Origin of the sequence: Homoserinimonas aerilata (assembly GCF_006716125.1) — a bacterium.
GTDB classification, from domain to species: Bacteria; Actinomycetota; Actinomycetes; order Actinomycetales; family Microbacteriaceae; genus Homoserinimonas; species Homoserinimonas aerilata.
Window position 1 is genome coordinate 35831 of the sequence record NZ_VFOM01000004.1, and the last position, 15921, is coordinate 51751.

16 protein-coding genes are annotated in these 15921 nt (G+C 67.2%); 13 read left to right on the top strand and 3 right to left on the bottom strand.

Annotated features, from left to right (window positions below; genetic code table 11):
* Positions 1 to 74: 74 nt before the first annotated feature.
* Positions 75 to 1589: a DEAD/DEAH box helicase gene (locus FB562_RS12445; protein WP_141881628.1), complete on the top strand. Its 1515-nt coding sequence runs from the start codon at positions 75 to 77 to the stop codon at positions 1587 to 1589.
* A 173-nt stretch (positions 1590 to 1762) separates the two neighbouring features.
* A complete protein-coding gene (locus FB562_RS12450; RefSeq protein WP_141881629.1) occupies positions 1763 to 2266 on the top strand; it encodes a GNAT family N-acetyltransferase in 504 nt (167 codons plus the stop codon).
* Between the two features lie 64 nt (positions 2267 to 2330).
* Here FB562_RS12450 and FB562_RS12455 read toward each other — a convergent pair whose 3' ends face one another.
* Positions 2331 to 2873, bottom strand: a complete 543-nt coding sequence (locus FB562_RS12455) for an NUDIX hydrolase family protein (protein ID WP_141881630.1) — start codon at positions 2871 to 2873, stop codon at positions 2331 to 2333.
* A 205-nt stretch (positions 2874 to 3078) separates the two neighbouring features.
* Here FB562_RS12455 and FB562_RS12460 point away from each other — a divergent pair, with 205 nt between their 5' ends.
* The 11 genes from FB562_RS12460 to FB562_RS12510 all read left to right on the top strand — a co-directional run bounded on the left by FB562_RS12460 (position 3079) and on the right by FB562_RS12510 (position 14093).
* A complete protein-coding gene (locus FB562_RS12460) occupies positions 3079 to 4338 on the top strand; it encodes an efflux RND transporter periplasmic adaptor subunit (RefSeq protein ID WP_141881632.1) in 1260 nt (419 codons plus the stop codon).
* On the top strand, positions 4335 to 5060 hold the full coding sequence (locus FB562_RS12465; RefSeq protein WP_141881633.1) for an ABC transporter ATP-binding protein: 726 nt from the start codon (positions 4335 to 4337) through the stop codon (positions 5058 to 5060). Before FB562_RS12460 ends, FB562_RS12465 begins: the two co-directional genes overlap by 4 nt.
* Complete coding sequence (locus tag FB562_RS12470; RefSeq protein WP_141881634.1) at positions 5057 to 6283, top strand: ABC transporter permease; 1227 nt, start codon at positions 5057 to 5059, stop codon at positions 6281 to 6283. The genes FB562_RS12465 and FB562_RS12470 overlap by 4 nt, the downstream gene beginning before the upstream one ends.
* Before the next feature lie 23 nt (positions 6284 to 6306).
* Positions 6307 to 6849: a DUF5666 domain-containing protein gene (locus FB562_RS12475; protein WP_141881635.1), complete on the top strand. Its 543-nt coding sequence runs from the start codon at positions 6307 to 6309 to the stop codon at positions 6847 to 6849.
* Between the two features lie 518 nt (positions 6850 to 7367).
* The gene (locus FB562_RS12480) at positions 7368 to 7976 is read left to right on the top strand and encodes a thermonuclease family protein (RefSeq protein WP_141881636.1); all 609 of its coding nucleotides are present in this window, start codon (positions 7368 to 7370) and stop codon (positions 7974 to 7976) included.
* A gap of 95 nt (positions 7977 to 8071) precedes the next feature.
* On the top strand, positions 8072 to 8848 hold the full coding sequence (locus FB562_RS12485; RefSeq protein WP_141881637.1) for a hypothetical protein: 777 nt from the start codon (positions 8072 to 8074) through the stop codon (positions 8846 to 8848).
* Positions 8849 to 9009: 161 nt separating this feature from the next.
* A complete protein-coding gene (locus tag FB562_RS12490) occupies positions 9010 to 9972 on the top strand; it encodes an ABC transporter substrate-binding protein (protein ID WP_141881638.1) in 963 nt (320 codons plus the stop codon).
* A 64-nt stretch (positions 9973 to 10036) separates the two neighbouring features.
* Positions 10037 to 10819 carry an ABC transporter permease gene (locus tag FB562_RS12495; RefSeq protein WP_246081492.1) on the top strand — a complete coding sequence of 261 codons (783 nt, stop codon included), beginning with the start codon at positions 10037 to 10039 and terminating at the stop codon, positions 10817 to 10819.
* Positions 10816 to 11589 (top strand): ABC transporter permease, encoded by a 774-nt coding sequence (locus FB562_RS12500; RefSeq protein ID WP_141881640.1) that lies wholly within the window; start codon positions 10816 to 10818, stop codon positions 11587 to 11589. The genes FB562_RS12495 and FB562_RS12500 overlap by 4 nt, the downstream gene beginning before the upstream one ends.
* 31 nt (positions 11590 to 11620) lie before the next feature.
* Positions 11621 to 12442 carry an ABC transporter ATP-binding protein gene (locus tag FB562_RS12505; RefSeq protein WP_246081493.1) on the top strand — a complete coding sequence of 274 codons (822 nt, stop codon included), beginning with the start codon at positions 11621 to 11623 and terminating at the stop codon, positions 12440 to 12442.
* Between the two features lie 13 nt (positions 12443 to 12455).
* On the top strand, positions 12456 to 14093 hold the full coding sequence (locus tag FB562_RS12510) for a thiamine pyrophosphate-binding protein (protein ID WP_141881641.1): 1638 nt from the start codon (positions 12456 to 12458) through the stop codon (positions 14091 to 14093).
* Positions 14094 to 14332: 239 nt separating this feature from the next.
* Here FB562_RS12510 and FB562_RS12515 read toward each other — a convergent pair whose 3' ends face one another.
* Together FB562_RS12515 and FB562_RS12520 are read right to left on the bottom strand one after the other, a co-directional pair.
* A complete protein-coding gene (locus tag FB562_RS12515) occupies positions 14333 to 14872 on the bottom strand; it encodes a YaeQ family protein (protein WP_141881642.1) in 540 nt (179 codons plus the stop codon).
* A gap of 62 nt (positions 14873 to 14934) precedes the next feature.
* Positions 14935 to 15888 (bottom strand): NADP-dependent oxidoreductase, encoded by a 954-nt coding sequence (locus FB562_RS12520; protein WP_185740575.1) that lies wholly within the window; start codon positions 15886 to 15888, stop codon positions 14935 to 14937.
* Positions 15889 to 15921: the final 33 nt, after the last annotated feature.

The window sequence follows — 15921 nt, forward strand, 5'->3', positions numbered from 1 at the left end:
AACTCGCTGGTTTCGAGACGAGCGCCCCAGAGGGCGCTCCCTCAATCAGCAATGCTCTGAAAGACACCACCCCCTTGACTGAAACAACCTTCGGCGCGCTCGGCGTGCCCGCACCCCTCGTCGCCGTGCTCGACACGAACGGCAAGACGAGCGCGTTCCCCATTCAGGTGGACACGCTCCCCGACACGCTGGGCGGGCGCGACGTGCTCGGCCGCGGCAAGACCGGCTCCGGCAAGACGCTCGCCTTCTCCATCCCCATGGTCGCGCGCCTTGCTGGCGGCCTCGCCGGCGGCAACCGCCGCACCGGGCGCCCGCTCGGCCTCATCCTCGCCCCCACACGCGAGCTCGCCACCCAGATCACCGCCGTCGTCGAGCCGCTCGCGGCCGCCTACGGCCAGAAGGTCACCACCATCTTCGGCGGCGTCTCACAGCAGCGACAGGTCGCCGCGCTCAAAGCCGGCGTCGACATCGTCGTCGCCTGCCCCGGCCGCCTCGAAGACCTCATGAAGCAGGGCTTCGTCTCGCTCGACGCGATCGAGATCACCGTGCTCGACGAAGCCGACCACATGGCCGACCTCGGCTTCCTGCCCGTCGTCACGCGCATCCTCGACAAGACCCCCAAAGACGGGCAGCGCCTGCTCTTCAGCGCCACGCTCGACAACGGCGTGGACAAGATCGTCAAGCGCTTCCTCCACAACGAGGTGCTGCACTCCGTCGACGAAGCCACCTCGCACGTCGCCGACATGACCCACCACCTCTTCGAGGTCGACGGGGTCGACGCCAAGAAGGCGCTCGTCGAGAAGCTCGCCTCCGGAACCGGCCGCCGCATCCTCTTCATGCGCACCAAGCACCACGCCAAGAAGCTCGCCAAGCAGCTCACCGAATCGGGCATCCCCTCCGTCGACCTGCACGGCAACCTGTCGCAGCCGCAGCGCGACCGCAACCTCGCCGCATTCGGCGACGGCAGCGTCAAAGTGCTCGTCGCAACCGACGTCGCCGCGCGCGGAGTGCACGTCGACAACGTCGAACTGGTCATCCACGTCGACCCGCCCGCCGAGCACAAGGCATACCTGCACCGCAGCGGCCGCACCGCGCGCGCCGGAAGCTCAGGCGACGTCGTCACCATCATGCTGCCCACACAGAAGAAGGACACTCTCGCGCTCCTGCGCAAGGCCGCCATCGATGTGCAGGCACAGCGCGTCACCGCAGACTCGGATGCCGTCACCACGCTCGTCGGCGAAACCGCCGCCTACGTGAAGCCGGCCCCCAAGCAGGAGCAGCAGCGTGGCGGCGGACAGTCACAGGGCGCCAACGCGCAGCGCAAGCGCGCAGCCCGCGGCGACGGCGGCGGGGCAGCCCGACGCGACCGCTCCGGCCGACCCGCCACAGCATCCGGAAGCGACAGCAGCCGCTCAGGTCGCAGCGGCCAGGGCCGCAGCCGCGGCGCCGCACAAGGCGCAGGCTCGCACGCGCCGCGCACCCGCCAGGGCGGTTCCTCGGTGACGTACAGCACGTCATCCGGTGGCTCCACGTCAGGTGCGGCCCCCGCAGGCGGACAGCGCCGCGCCGGACGCCGCGCGCAGGGCTAGAAAAGACAGTTAACGACAGAGGCGACCGGGGCACCGGTCGCCTCTGTCGTTAACTGGCGCCTGACGGCGGCGGATGCGCGTGCGCTGCCTGAAGGCGGGCGGATACACGCGGCCATAAGGGTGTCCTTCGCACCCGATTTCTCCCCGGCCGAAGAGCGACATAGGCTCTGCCCATGAGCACCGCTGAAGTTGCCAACGCACTTATTCGACCCATCCGCGACTCCGACGTCGAAGACCTCGGGCAGGTGCAGGCGGTCTGCTGGCATGAAACCTACGACCAGTTGATCGATGGCGCCGCTTTGCAGAATCTCTCGCCCCGCCGCATGGCAGAGCTCTGGTCGCGCATCGCAAGCCGCGGACCCGAGTACAACCAGTTCGCCGCACTCGTCGACGGCAGAATTGTCGGCTTCGTCGGCTCGGGCCCCGCCCGCGATGAAGACGCCCCGCGCGAACGGGAACTCTACTTTCTCTACCTGCTCGCCGAATATCAGGGCACCGGCATCGGCCAGAAACTCTTCGACGCCGCCTGCGCCGACCGCCCCGGCTACCTGTGGGTAGGCAAAGACAATGCCCGCGCCCACTCGTTCTACAAGCGCAACGGTATGACGCTCGATGGCACAGAAGAAGTCAAACAGCTGCTCGGCGAAGACCTCGTATCGGTGCGTTTCGTGCGGTGAGAGTTGTTGAGCGGGGCTGGTTTCGAGACTGCCTCGTTCCTCGGCACCTCAACCAGCGGTTTCTTCAGGGGAGGACGCCCACCGAGGCGAGGGCCGCGCGCAGCAGAGCGCCGCGGCCGCCGTCCATCTCGTCGCTGACCGTGTAGCTGGCCGCCTCCGCCGGGCTCATCCAGGTGATCTCCAGCGCATCCTGCCGTGGCTCACACGTGCCCGTCACCGGAACGACATACGCCAGCGAGACCGCGTGCTGGCGGTCATCCGTGAACTGGCTGATACCGGGCATCGGAAAATACTCGGCCACCTGGAACGGCACAGGGCTCGCCGGCAGCTGCGGAAACGCCATCGGGCCCAGATCCTTCTCCAGATGGCGGAACAGCGCCTCACGCAAAGTCTCGCCATACATGACACGCCCCGAGACGAGCGTGCGGCCCATCTCGCCCGTCACGGATGCGCGCAACAGCACGCCCACCTCCAACACCACGCCGAGACTGTCGAGCCGAACCGGCACCGCCTCCACATACAAGATGGGGAGCCTGCGACGGATCTCGAGAAGCTCCACATCGGAGAGCCACGCGTTGCCGGGGTCAGGGGTGCCTACAGAGCTCATGCTTCATTGTCGCGCACTCGGAGCATCCGGCCCCACAACACGCATCCGATTTCTCGCTCCCCTTCTCTGTCGCGAGTGGTCGATTCTGGCCCCACCAGCGCGCGCGGAGGGGCCAGAATCGACCACTCGCGGAGGAGGAGAGGAACTCAGCTGATCCATAGGAACGGTGAGTGCTGCGCATAGGGTGCGCCGACAGGCTGGCGCCATGAAACTCTCGAAGTCCGCGCTCATCAACTCGGGGCTCGCGATCGTCGTCATCGGCGGGGCGGTCGCCGCCTACCTGGTGACGAATCCGATCGGCAGCACCGCCACCGCCGACAGCACCCGCCTCACCGGAACCGTGCAGCAGGGCGCCGTGTCGAGCACCATCACCGCGAGCGGTGCCGTCTCCGCCGTCAGCCAGACCGTCGCATCCTTCGCCGTCTCCGGAACGATCGCCACGGTCGACGTCGCCCTCGGCGACACCGTCACGGCAGGCCAGCAGCTCGGCACACTCGACACCACAGAGCTCGCCGGCGCGGTCTCCGACGCCTACACTTCGCTCGCCCGCGCCAAGACGGAACTGTCGAGCGCCACCACCCAGCTCGCGGCGGCGCAGACCGCAGAACTCGCAGCGGCGAGCGCCGACCCCAGCCAGCCGGGAAGCACCAGCACCACGTCGAGTGCGCAGTCGGTCAGCCAGGCCAGCTCCGCCGTGACGAGCGCGCAGGACAAGGTGAGCGACGCGAACGAGGTCGCCGCCGACGCCGAAGCGGACCTCGCCGAGGCCACCCTGCTCGCACCCGTCAGCGGGCTCGTCGTCGCCGTCAACGGCAGCGTCGGCGGTTCCTCCGGCGGCTCGTCGGGAAGCGACAGCGGTGCCGGTACCGACACCGGCACATCCGGTTTCGTCACCATCGCCGACATCAGCCAGTTCACGATGACGGCGAACATCGCCGAAGCCGACATCGCGGATGTCGCGGTCGGCCAGGCGGCATCCGTCACCTTCCCGGCGCTCGACGACACGACCGCAACCGCAACCGTCACGGCCATCGCGCCCACCGCCACGAGCAGCAACAGTGTCGTCACCTACGCCACCACCATCACCCTCGACTCCGTGCCGGACGGCCTGCGCCTCGGCCAGACCGCATCCGTCACCATCACGACCGTGTCGAGCGCGGAGGACGCCCTCTACGTGCCGACCGCCGCCGTCACCACTGCCGCCGACGGCACCTCGACCGTCGACGTCGTCGGCGACGATGACGAGGTCAGCACCGTCACCGTCGAGACGGGCGTCGTGGGAGATCAGGGCACCGAGGTCACCTCCGGGCTCACCGCAGGGCAAAGCGTCGTGCTCGGAACCGTCACCGTCACCGACACCACCGACAGCACGCAGACCGGCGGAAGAAACGACACGACGGGCGGCTTCAACGGCCAGATCCCTTCGGGCGGCTTCAGCGGCGGCTTCCCCGGGGGCGCCCAGTGAGCGGCGTGATCGACGCACCCCAGCCGGTGCTCGAGCTGGAAGGCATCCACCAGGTGTACGGCACAGGCGAGGCTGCGGTGCACGCCCTGCGCGGCATCGACGTGACCGTGCACGCGGGCGACCATGTGGCCATCGTCGGCCCCTCCGGCTCAGGCAAGTCGACGCTCATGAACCTTCTCGGATGCCTCGACGTCGCATCCGGCGGCACCTACCGTCTCTCCGGCGATGACGTCAGCACGCTCGACGAGACGCAGCTCGCGCGGGTGCGCAACCGGCAGATCGGCTTCATCTTCCAGTCGTTCAACCTCGTGCCCCGGATGACCGCCCAGGCGAACGTGGAGCTCCCGCTGATCTACGGTCGCGTGCGGCGGAGCGAACGTCGCAGGCGCGCCCTCGACGCCCTGCGCATGGTCGGACTCGAGAACCGCGCGGGCCACCAGCCGCAGGAGCTCTCCGGCGGGCAGCAGCAGCGCGTCGCAATCGCCCGGGCGCTCGTCACCTCACCCACGCTCGTGCTCGCCGACGAACCCACCGGCAACCTCGACACCGAATCGACGGAGGAGATCCTGTCCATCTTCGACCGGCTCGCCGAGGCAGGGCGCACCATCGTCATCATCACTCATGAACCGGATGTCGCGGCGCGCGCCCAGCGCGTGCTCACCGTCAGCGACGGACTCATCGTCTCCGACGTGAGCCGGCACTTCGCCGGGGCCGCATCATGAGCCTCGGAGAGATGCTCGCCTCCGCCTTCCGCGGCGTCACCGCCAACAAGCTGCGCTCTGCGCTCACCATGCTGGGCGTCATGATCGGCGTCGCATCCGTCATCCTGCTGCTCGCCGTCGGCAACGGCTCCGCGCAGGCCGTGCGCGACGCCATCTCCTCGCTCGGCACGAACACGCTCACCGTGCGCGCCAGCTCCTCCGGCGGCTTCGGCGGGCCGGGTGCGCAGACGAGCGCCGCCACCGCGCAGAAGACACTCACCACCTCCGTCAGCGATGCCCTCTCGACGTCCGGGCTCGGACACGTTCGGGCGGTCGTGCCGCAGGTGAGCACCACGCTCACTGTGTCATCTGCGACCGTGTCGGCCGAATCGGTGAGCGTCATCGGCACGACACCCGACTACTTCGACGTGACCACCGCATCCGTCGCATCCGGAAGCAGCTTCACGGATGCCGACCTCACCACCTCCGCGAAGGTCGCCGTCATCGGCTCAGAGCTGGCGACGACACTGTTCCCCACCGGCTCGGCACTCGGCCAGTCGGTGACCGTCGACGGCACCGCGTTCAGTGTCGTCGGGGTGCTCGCAGCGCAGAGCAGCACCGGCGTGAGCGACGCCAACATGGTCGTCGTCGCGCCGCTCAGCCGCGTGCAGCGCTCCTACACGGGCTTCGACGAGGTGAGCACCCTCACCGTCGAGGCGATCGACTCCGACTCCGTCGCAGCAGCCCAGGGCGAAGTGGAGATCATGCTCGACCAGCTGCTCGGCGTCGGCGAGGACGACACCGCGCCGTACACGGTGACCGACCAGTCGTCGCTGCTCGAGACCCAGCAGGAGAGCGCCGAGAGCTTCACCCTGCTGCTCGGCGCGGTCGCCGCCATCAGCCTGCTCGTCGGCGGGATCGGCGTCACCAACGTCATGCTCGTCACCGTCACCGAACGCACCCGCGAGATCGGAATCCGCAAAGCGCTCGGGGCGACGCGGGGCGCCATCCTGGGGCAGTTCCTGTTCGAGGCGGCCGCGCTGACCCTGCTCGGCGGAGTGCTCGGCGTGGTCGCTGCGCTCATCGGAGCGCAGTTCGAGATCAACGGCACCACACCCGTCGTGCTCGACTACTCCATCCCGCTCGCCCTCGGAGTCTCCGTCGCCATCGGCGTCTTCTTCGGCGTGTACCCGGCGGCCCGCGCCGCGAAACTCCGCCCCATCCAGGCCCTCCGGGCCATCTGACCCACCACACGAAAGGCACCACCATGACCGACACCACCACACCGGCAGCCACCGAAACTGCAGTACTGGATGCCACGGCATCCGCCCCCAAGACCGGCCGCCGCTGGACCCGCCACATCACTCCCGCGCTCGGAGGGCTCGCCCTGCTCGTCATCGGCTTCTTCGGCGGGCTGCTCGTCGGGCAGAACAGCGGCAGCACCGGACCCGGCCAGGGGAACCTTCCCGGCGGAATGTCATCGCTACCGGAAGGCATGAACGGCGGCTCCGGCGGCGGGGTCGGCGGCGGGGTCGGCGGCCCGGGCGGCTTCACCTCGGGCACCATCACCTCCGTCGACGGCGACACCATCACGCTCGAACTCAGCGACGGCAGCACCGTCACCGTGACCGCCGGAAGCGACACCACGATCACCACCACGGAAGAGAGCAGCGTGGGCGAGCTCGCAGAAGGCGACACGCTCACCGTCGTCGGAGAGACGGACGACGACGGAACCATCGCCGCGACCAGCATCAGCGAAGGCGAGCGCGGCTTCGGCGGCTTCTCCGGCGGAGCGACACCGAGCAACTAACAACTCGTGCCTCGCAACTCGCGTCTTGTACCTCGCATCTTGCATCTCGCGAGGGGGCACTTCTCGCCCTCCGCGCGCGGACCTTGGGGCCAGAATCGACCTCTCGCGAACTGACGTGTTTCTCACCCTGCTCTCGCTCGCGCGCGAAGGGTCACTACTCGCCCTCCCCGCGCGGACCTTGGGGCCAGAATCGACCTCTCGCGAACTGACGTGTTTCTCACCCTGCTCTCGCTCGCGCGCGAAGGGTCACTACTCGCCCTCCCCGCGCGGACCTTGGGGCCAGAATCGACCTCTCGCGCGATGTGGCGGGTACGAGATGCGAGGGACGCGCGATGTGGCGGATGCGCGGGCACCGGATGTGCGGGATGCGCGGGAGCCGGATGCGCGGGTACGGGATACGAGGGACGCGCGCGATGTCGCGGATGCGCGGGTACGGGATGCGCGGGCGAGGGATGCGCGACGGGTGCGGGATGTTCGGATGCGCGACGGGCGCGGGATGGGCGGGGTAGTCTCTGCGGGTGAAGAAACTGGGGCTCCTGCTCGTCGTGGTCGTCGCCGTGATCGTTGCGCTGACCCTCGCGAACGGTGGCGGTGCGCAGCTGCTCGGCGGGGGCGGGCCCGGCGCGACACTCAGCACCGGCGACAGCAGCGGTGACACCAGCGGCGGCGCGCCCGTCGGGGGCGAAGCATCCGGAACCGAACCGTACGACATCGTCTCTCCCGACGGCGCCGAGACGATGACCATCGACTACGTGCACGACGGCGACACGCTCTTCGCCGCGAATGCCAACGGGGAACGGCTGAAGGTGCGACTGATCGGGCTCGACACCCCCGAGGTGGGCGAGCACGCCGAATGCTTCGGCGACGAGGCCACCGCGAGGCTGCGTGCGCTGCTGCCCGAGGGCTCAGTCGTATCAGTGGCCCACGACGCCGAGCCGCAGGACCGCTACGGGCGCGAACTGCTGTACCTGTGGGCATCCGACGGCACCTTCGTCAACCTCAGCCTCGTCGCCGACGGCTACGGCGAGGCCCTCAAAGTCGGCGCGAATGACCAGTACTGGCCGCAGCTGCAGGCCGCCGAAGCCGATGCCCGGGCCGCCAGCGCCGGCCTGTGGGCTGCCTGCTGACAAGCACCCGAAATAGCGGATGCCGACTGTTAGGGTTGCCTAAGACGAGCCTGGAGAGACGCCGCGGCTCGCTGAGCGAAAGGGCACATTCCCGGATGAGTTACATCAAGTCGGCCCTACTCGAAGACAAGGGCTACGTCATCCTGAACCGCTACGAGCAGGCGGGCGACCCCCCGGAGTGGAAGAACCTCGAGTACGTCGAGTGGAAGTCGTCCGGCGACACGCGCTTCGCGCCGCTCACGAGTGCGCAGGGCGCGATCGAGGTCGACGGGTTCTGGAACCACACGCCGCCCCGCACCGACAAGGACGGGGTGTGGATCGAGTCGCAACTGGCGCAGGCACCCACCCTCGCCCGCCGAGCGCAGGAACCCGGCGCGAACGTGGGCCGCTGCCGCGTGATCGAACTGCAGCCGAACAGCTACGAGGACACCCTCTACAACCTGCACCAGGATGACAACAACCGACTCAACCCCGACGGCACCGGCTGGATCGTGCGCGGCTTCTTCAACCTGAGCGATGACCCCGACTCGTACCTGGTGCTGCGCGAAGACCGCTTCGACGCCGACACGGAGGTGCGGATTCCGCTGCCCGCCGGCGCGCGCATCATCGTCGACACGCAGCGCTTCTGGCACGCCATCTGGCAGAAGGGCCCCGAGCCGCGCTACTGCCTCATCACCTCGTGGGAGTCGGGCCCGGAACTCGACGCGTACATCGCGGCGAACGGCGGAAGCAACGAGCACGAGAACCCGCCGCTCGAACCCCAGTTCATCTACGACGCACAGGCCGCCGTGCACCGCCGGCTGGCGGAGCGCTCCGCGAATCTGGCGGCGCAGGGCCGCAAGTACACCGACCCGGAGAACACCGAGGACTGAACGCTCACGCTGTCACCGGCCACCGACATCCGTTGTTCACCTTGACCGTGCCGTTTGCTTCTTGACTCTGCTGTCCCTTCTTTGTACTGTGCAGAGAACACTAGTTCACATAGCGAACATGTGATCTGCATTTCACAGCATTGCCACAAAGGAGTGACACCATGAAGAAATCACTGATGATCGGCCTCGCAGCCGCATCCGTACTCGCTCTCGCCGCCTGCAGCAGCGGCACGCCGGATGCCGGAGGAGACGCACCCAGCACAGCTGAGCCCACCGCAATCACCGTCGGCGTCATCCCCATCGTCGACACCGCCCCCATCTGGCTCGGCGTCGAGAAGGGCTTCTTCTCCGACGAAGGCCTCGACGTGACCGTGCAGCCGACCACCGGCGGCGCAGCATCCGTTCCCGGCGTTGTCGCGGGCAGCTACGACTTCGCCTTCGGCAACTACGTCTCCGGAATGGTCGCCAACGACAAGGGCCTCGGCCTCAAGTACGTGACCAACGGCAACTCGACCGCAGGCAACCCCGACTTCGGTGCCGTGATCGTCGCCGCCGACTCCGACATCGAGTCACCGGCCGATCTTGCAGGCAAGACCGTCTCGGTCAACAACCTGTCGAACATCGGTGACACCACCATCCGCACCGTCGTGGACAACGACGGCGGCGACTCCTCGACCATCAACTTCGTCGAGGTGGCGTTCCCGGACGCCGAAGCGGCCGTCACCAACAAGCAGGTCGACGCGGCATGGATCCTCGCACCGTTCCTCGACTCTGCGGTCGCCAACGGCGCTCGCGTGATCACGTACAACTTCTCCGACTTCGACCCGGGACTGGACGTCTCCGGCTACTTCACGACGCTGAAGACGTTCGAGGGGAAGCCCGAACTGGTCAAGGCGTTCCAGACGGCGATGAACAAGTCGCTGGAGTACGCTGACACCCATCCGGACGAGGTCAAGCAGATCGTCACCACGTACACCAAGATGACGATGGACCAGCTTGACGCCATGGTTCTTCCCAAGTTCAACGTCGAATTCAACCGTGAGGCGCTGACGAAGCTGGGCAAGGCTGCAGCGGACTTCGGAACGCTGAGCGCCGAGCCGGACCTCGACACGCTGCTCCCGTAACACACAGCTCCACCCGTTCCACCAAACAGAAGTCGAGTACCCAATGTCGAGTACGAACAGCAGGATGCGAAACCAACGAGTGGCCGGACCGGCACTTGGACTGGCAGGCATCCTGCTGTTCCTGCTCGTCTGGGAGGTGGTCGCCCGGGCAGGCATCGTCGACCAGCGGTTCCTGCCGCCGGCAAGTGAGGTGCTGGTGACGTTCTTCGGCAACCTCATCGAACCCGGCTTCTACCAGGCCGTCGGCGAGACCATGCTCGCCTGGGCGATCGGCCTCGCCATCTCCACCGTCGCCGCCGTCGTGATCGGGCTCATCATCGGCTCCAGTTCATTCCTGAGCAAGGCCACCTACTCGACCATCGAGTTCCTGCGCCCCATCCCCTCCGTCGCGCTCATCCCCTTGGCCGTTCTCCTCTTCGGAGTGCGGATCGAGTCATCCCTCATGCTCATCATCTACGCCTCGTTCTGGCAGGTTCTGCTGCAGGTGCTCTACGGCGTGGCGGATGTCGACCCCGTCGCTGAGAACACGGCCAAGAGCTACGGGCTGGGCCCGCTGGCCCGGGCGCGCTACGTGATCTGGCCCACCGTGCTCCCGTACCTGATGACGGGCCTTCGCCTCGCATCCGCTGTCGCCCTGATCCTCGCGATCACAGCAGAACTCATCATCGTCAGCCGCGGGTTGGGATACCAGATCGCGCTGAGCCAGAGCGGTGGCGCCATCTCCGAGATGTACGCGCTCGTATTGGCAACCGGACTGATCGGCGTCATCATCAACCTCGCCATGCGCTTCATAGAAAGAAAGACATTGAGCTGGCATTCCTCGATCCGAAGCGAGGTTGTCGCATGAGCCTCCTCAAGCGCGCCGGATACTTCTTCGGCCTGCCCGTCCTCCTCATCATCATGTGGTGGGCGCTGACCCTCGGCGGCACCAACTTCTTCGTGCCCACCCCCGAGGCGCTCGCCAAGACATTCTGGGAGGTGTGGGCGGGCGAACGCTTCGTCACCGACTTCCTGCCCAGCATCATGCGACTGTTCGTCGGCCTCGTGGCGACGATCGTGCTCGGAATCGGCCTCGGCATCCTGATCGGATCCATCCGCTGGCTGCGCAGCCTCACCGAACCGATTCTCGAGTTCTTCCGGGCGATCCCGCCACCCGTGCTCGTTCCGCTCTTCATGCTGCTGATCGGCATCAACGACCAGATGAAGATCCTGGTCATCATCTCGGGCGCGATCTGGCCGGTTCTGCTGAACACGGTCGAGGGCGTTCGTGCCGTCGACGAGGTGCTGAACGACACCAGCCGCACCTACGGCATCCATGGTTTCTCGCGGCTGCGCTATCTGGTGCTTCCGGCGGCCAGTCCGCAGATCATGGCCGGCGTGCGCCAGAGCCTCTCGATCGGTCTGATCCTGATGGTCATCTCGGAGATGTTCGGGTCGTCATCCGGTCTCGGATTCACCATCGTGCTGTTCCAGCGCACCTTCGCCATCCCGGAGATGTGGAGCGGCATCGCCGTGCTCGGGCTGATCGGAATCGCCCTCTCACTGATCTCCAAAGGCATCGAGCGCAAGGTACTTCGCTGGTACCACGGACTGAAAGAAGTACAGCGTGACAGTTAACAACGCGGAGACAACGAAACCAGGGACCACCATGACCACACCCATGCTGTCGATCAAGAACCTCAAGAAGGTCTACCAGGTGGCGGATGGCGAGATCGAAGCCGTTCGCGACATCAACCTGGACATTGCCGAAGGCGAACTCATCTGCATCGTCGGCCCCTCAGGCGCCGGCAAGACCACGCTGCTGAAGTGCATCGCAGGGCTGCTCACCCCGACCTCCGGGAGCGTCGAGCTGGCCGGCGTCCCCGTCTCCGGGCCGCCGAAGGCGATGGCCGTCGTCTTCCAGGAATACGGCCGCAGCCTGTTCCCGTGGATGACGGTGCGCGCCAACGTCGAGCTGCCGCTGAAGAACGCCGGCGTGCCGAAGGCGGAGCGCGAAAAGCTCGTGAATGAGGCGCTCGTCGCCGTCGAGCTGGAGCACGTACCCGAGAGCTACCCGTGGCAGCTCTCCGGAGGCATGCAGCAGCGCGTCGCGATCGCCCGCGCCGTCGCGTACCGCCCGAAGGTGCTGCTGATGGACGAGCCGTTCGCGGCCGTCGACGCCCAGACCCGCGCCGACCTGGAAGACCTCGTGCGCGACATCTGGCACAAGCTCGGCGTCACCATCCTCTTCATCACGCACGACATCGACGAATCGGTGTACCTGGCGCAGCGCGTCATCATGCTGTCGAACTCGCCCACCGTCGTGCAGGACGATCTGACCATCGACCTGCCCGACGAGCGCGACCAGCTGGAGACGCGCTCGAGCAAGCGCTTCGCCGAGCTGCGTACGCACGTCTACGAGCAGATCCAGCTGGCGAAGGCGTCGAAGCCGACCGGTGCCGTCGCCACGCAGAAGACGACAAAGCGATAGAGGCCCCGAAATCATGAAGGTCAGCGAAGCGGTCGGCCGGGCACTCGTGCAGTGGGGGGTCGACCAGGTTTTCGGTGTTGCCGGTAGCGGCAACTTCGAGGTCACGACCGCCATGGTCGACGCCGGTGCGAAATACGTCTCCGCACGCCACGAGGGCGGTGCGGCCAGCATGGCGGATGGCTACGCACGCCTGGCGCGCAAGGTCACCGTCGCGAGCGTGCACCAGGGGCCCGGGCTCACCAACGCCCTGACCGGCCTGGCGGAGGCCGTGAAGGCGCACACCCCGCTGATCATGGTCGCGGGCGAGACGCCGGCCACCATGAAGACCTCCAACTTCTGGATCGACCAGGCCAGCTCCGCCGAGGCGCTGGGCGCAGTCGCGTTCCGTCTGGAGTCTCCGGCAACCGCGCTGGCGGATGCCGCGCGCGCGTTCACACTGGCCAGAACCGGCCAGCCGGTTCTGCTCGGCCTGCCGCTCGACGTGCAGGCCGGCGAGATCGACTGGAACGGAACCGCACCCGAGCTGCCGACGCCGGCCTCACCGCCGGCTCCCTCCGCAGACGCGGTCGCCGAGCTCGTCTCGCGACTGAGCGCGGCCCAGCGCCCACTCGTCGTCGGCGGACGCGGGGCCTTCGGGGCCCATGACGAACTCGTCAGGCTGGCCGAAGCATCCGGAGCCCTCCTCGCGACCTCCGCGATGGCCCGCGGACTCTTCAACGACGACCCATGGAACGTCGACGTCATGGGCGGCTTCGCCAACGAGTCGATGTCGGAGCTCATCCAGGGCGCCGACCTGATCGTCGCCTTCGGGGCATCCCTCAACCGGTGGACGTCACGCAACGGCGAGCTCATCGGCGACACCCCGGTCATTCAGGTCGATGCGAACCGGGCGGCCTTCTCCCTGCACAGGCCGGTGACGACATCCGTCATCGGCGACGCCGCGCTGGTGGCAGTTGCGGTCGCGGCCGCTCTCCCCGCCCGAGGCGACGCCGGCTACCGCACGCCGGAGACCGCCGAGAAGCTGGCGACCGGGCGGCTCTGGCGCGATCAGCCGTTCGAGGCTCGCACCGCCGACGACCGCATCGACCCACGCTCACTCGCGGTCGCGCTCGACGAACTGCTGCCGAACGAGCGGGTGGTGACAGCGGATGCCGGCAGCCACACCGAATACACGGCCATGTACCTGCAGGTTCCGGATGATCGGGGCTACTGCCTGCCGCTCGGGTTCCAGTGCATCGGGCTCGCGCTTGCGTCATCCATCGGTGCCGCAGTGGCCCAGCCCGATCGCCTGCCGGTCGCCGGCATCGGAGACGGCGGGTTCATGATGAGCCTGGTCGAACTCGACACCGCCGTGCGCCTCGGGCTCCCCCTCGTGGTGGTCGTCTACAACGACAGCGCGTACGGTGCCGAGGTGCACCACTTCGGGCACAGCGGGCAGCCGCTCGACATCGTCGAGTTCCCCGACACCGACATCGCCGCAATCGCCCGCGGATTCGGCTGCGATGGCATCACGGTGCGGTCGCTCGACGACCTCAGCGGACTGCGCGACTGGCTCGACGGAGACCGGACCCGGCCGATCGTCATCGACGCGAAGACCATCTCGTTCCCGTCATGGGTCGACGCCCACGCGTTCGTGGGCGAGCCGAAATAGCACTGACGCCCTGAACGCCGGTCTCGGGTACGGCAATCGGATGCTCGTGGGGGGCATGAGCATCCGATTGCCGTACCCGAGAATGGCCGTGAAGGTCGCCGCTTCTGAGGCGTTTGCGGCGATCTGAGCCCGCCACCGCATGCTCGAACCGCCGAAAACGCCTCGCACACCCGGGCCCCTCGTCGGGACGAGCACGACCGGCGAGCAGGATGCGCCACGTCGCCACTCGCAGACGGCAACTAGACGAGCGCGTGCTCCAGGATGCTCGAGCTCAGGCTGGACCCGTTCATGTCGAGATACAGCTGCCCCTCGGTCACCGACAGGGTGACCGTGTTGCGCCGCTCGAGCGCGGCAACCGCACCATCGACGAAACCGGGCTCGAAGCTGCGCAGCCTGATCGCATCCGCGCGGTGAATCTGCTTGCCCAGGAGCGGCGCGAGCACCTTCGCCGGGTCACGATGCGTGTACACGGCGACCCTCTCGGCCAGCTTGCTGCCGTAGTGGAGGCGCGCAGCATCCGGGGCACCCACCTCGATCCACGCCAACAGCCTGCCCGTCAGATCGCGCACAACAACGGCCGGCTCCTCAGTCGACGAGATGCCCTCGCTGAACGCGATTCCCTCCTCGAATTCGAGGCAGTACGCGAGCAGACGCGTCACCATGTACGCGTCAGTCTCCGACGGATGCCGGGCCACGCGGAGCGTCAACTCCTCGTACACGCCGCGATCCATGTCGGAGAGTTGCACCGTGAACGTGTGGATCATTGCGCCGACAGCCATAGTGCACGAGCCTAATGTGCTGCACGACCGTCGCCATGCTCAGCGTGCATCGCGGGTCGAGGTCAGACGCCGATACGGATGACCCGCTTGCCCCTGCCACCACCGGCTTCGGCCGCACGATGCGCGTCAGCAATCCTCTCGAGTGGGTAGATCTCTTCGATCACCGGCATGATCCCCTCGGCCTGCACGATCTCGGTCAACTGCGCAAGCACGCCTCGTGGCGGCTGGCCGAAGAACGCCCGAATTCGCCTCGGGCCATAGATCGCCGAGAACGCCACCGCCGCAATGCTCCCGAGCGAGCCAACGGCGATGGTGACCATGCGCCCGTTCGGCGAAAGGTGCCTGCGCAACTGCAGCAGCTCGGAGCCGACGGTGTCGATGATCGCATCGAAGTCCCCGAGATCGACGACCGGTGTCGTCGCACGGTTCAGGGCGACATCCGCACCGAGATCCAGCACGAACCGCATATTCCGTTCGCTGGCAAGAGCCGTCACGTGGGCGCCCAGAGAGTGTGCGTACTGCACCGCCGCACTGCCGACCCCGCCGGCAGCACCCCTGATCAGAACGCGGCTGGTCGCGACAACCCGCGCCTTGTCTCCCACCGCGGTGACGGCGGTCACTCCAACTGCCGGGAGCGCCGCCGAATCGATGAGGTCGATGTTCGCGGGGATGCTCGAAAGGAGTCGCGCATCGATGACCATGAACTCGGCCGCGGCGCCGCTTGCTCGAGTGAAGAGTCCCGCCTTGACTCCCCACACTCGGTCACCGGGCACGAAGGCTGTGACGTTGGCCCCCACCTCGGCGACCACCCCCGCAATGTCGATGCCGAGGCCTTGCGGAAAGCGGTGCCCCGACAGCATCCTCATCTCGCCCCGTCGCACCGCAATGTCGACAGGGTTGACGCTGGTGGCCGAAACACGCACGAGCACTTGGCCCGCTGTGGGCGCTGGCGTGTCGACGTCAACGATCTTCAACATGCTCGCATCCCCGTATTCGAAGAACTGAACAGCGCGCATGATGCCCCCTCGCCTAATCGGAACGATCGTTCC